This window comes from Arthrobacter sp. GCM10027362 (genome assembly GCF_042679445.1).
Lineage (GTDB): Bacteria > Actinomycetota > Actinomycetes > Actinomycetales > Micrococcaceae > Crystallibacter.
Window position 1 is genome coordinate 1 of the sequence record NZ_JBHTML010000336.1, and the last position, 2012, is coordinate 2012.

A 2012-nucleotide genomic window follows, 5' to 3' on the forward strand; every position below is an offset into this window, starting at 1 on the left:
CGCCGGCCTGGCCGCGGCCCGCAACCGCGGCCTGGACGCCGCCGCCGGCCGGTACCTGGCCTTCCTGGACCCGGATGACTGGTACGCGCCCGGCTACCTGCCGCAGCTGGCGGAGGAAATCGGGGACCTGGAGGTGGACTTCGTGCGCGCGGACCACGTCCGCCACACCGGCGGCGTGCGCACCGTGCACCGCGCCCCGCAGGCCCGCCGCGGCGTCGTCCTGGACCCGCGCGCGGACATCGGCCCGGAGGACGCCTCCACCATGGTGGACTATCCGTACGCCCCGTTCGGGATCTTCGACCGCCGGCTCAAGGACGCCGGGCTGCTGCACTTCCCCGACGGGCTGCACACCGCCGAGGACCGCCCGTGGATCTGGCGGCTGCACCTGCAGGCGCGCAGCTACGCGGTCTCCGGCACGCTGGGCGCGTTCTACCGCCGCGGGCTGGCCGGGTCGCTGAGCCAGGTCTTCGACCGCCGCCAGCTGGACTTTTTGCGCAGCTACCGGGAGGTCTTTACCCTGGTCGCCGCCGATGCCGAGGCGGAGCGGTTCTGGCCCAAGGCCGCCCGCCAGTTCTACGCCATCGCCTGCCACCACCTGGGCCGCTCCGACCGGATGGCCCGGGACGTCCGCCGGGACCTGCGCTCCGGCATCCGCGCCGCCGTCGCCGCCCTGCCGCCCGCCGTCGCCCGGGCCGGGCTGGCGGACCTGGACCCGAAGCGGCGCAGCATCCTCGGCAAAGTCCTCAGGAGCCAGAAGTGAAACACCTGTTCGTCGTCTCCACGCTGTACCAGTGCGTCTGCCTGGCCGCCGCGGCCGACGCCGGCCGGCTGCCCGGTGACGGCGAGCGCATCCTGGTGCTGGCCAACAGCGCCCTGCTGCCGGAGCTGGCCACCCCGTTCCACGAATCGCCCGGCTTCGCCGAGGCCGCCGCGCGTTTCGACCGGACCATCGACCTGGGCGCGCTGCTGTGGCCGTGCCGGCCCGGCCAGTTCAACCCGCGCGGGGAGGAGCTGCCGGTGTGGGAGCGGCTGCTGCGCACCCGGTGGGAGCTGGGTGGCGGGCCGCTGCACCTGTGGGTGGAGTCCATCCAGGTCAACCCCGCCGTGGCGCTGGGCCGGATTTTCGCCACCGCGGCCGTCTCCGTGCACTCGGACGGGCTGATGAGCTACGGTCCCACCCGCAATCCGGTGCCCCGGGAGGTCGCCCAGCGGCTGGAGAACCTGCTCTACGTGGACCTGGTGCCGGGCCTGGTGCCGCAGCTGCTGCGCGAGCACTCCCCGGCACTGGTCCCGGTCCCGGCGGCGGCGCTGGCGGCGGGCATGCGCCGGTTGGCCGAGGTGCTGCCGGCCGAGGCGGCCCCTGCCGGGGAGGGCGGCGGGGATTGCGCTCCCAGGGCCCTGGTCCTCGGCCAGTACCTGGCCGAGCTCGGGATCCTCACCCCGGATGAGGAGATCGCGCTGCACCGCGGCATGCTGCAGAAGGCGGCCGCGCACGGCCTGCACCGCTGCGTCTTCAAGCCCCATCCCAGTGCCGGCCCCGCCGCGGTGCGCTCCGTCCAGGCCGCCGCCGCCGAGCTGGGCCTGCAGCTGGAGGTGCTCCGGAGCACCGCCCCGGCCGAAGTGGTGATGCTCCGGCTGCAGCCGAAACTGGTGGTCAGCGCCTTCTCCACGGCGCTGATGACCGCCAGGTACCTGTTCGGCCTGGACGCTGCCGCCGTGGGCACCGGCATGCTGCTGGAGCGGCTCTCCCCATACCAGAACAGCAACCGGATCCCGGTGACCATCATCGACGCCGTGCTGGAGCGCGGCTACCCGGCGCCGGCGGACGGACCCGCCGAGGCCGGCCCGGACGGCGCCGGCGGGCTGCAGCAGCTCATCGAGGCCGTCTCCTACTGCATGCAGCCGCAGACCGTGGCCCAGGCCCGCCCTGCGGCCGAGGTCCTCCTGGCCCGTGCCGCCGGCACCGCTGCGCTGCGCTACTTCAAACGGCGCCGGCTGGGCAGCCTGCAGCT

The 2012-nt window shown here is 74.6% G+C and carries 2 protein-coding genes; both read left to right on the top strand.

The genetic code is table 11. The features are described from left to right. Positions 1 to 760, top strand: a 760-nt coding sequence (locus ACFQ36_RS22380) for a glycosyltransferase (protein WP_377017721.1), incomplete at its 5' end; no start/stop codon positions are given. Further along, a partial coding sequence (locus tag ACFQ36_RS22385; RefSeq protein WP_377017724.1) for a polysialyltransferase family glycosyltransferase occupies positions 757 to 2012 on the top strand: 1256 nt, incomplete at its 3' end. The genes ACFQ36_RS22380 and ACFQ36_RS22385, both read left to right, overlap by 4 nt.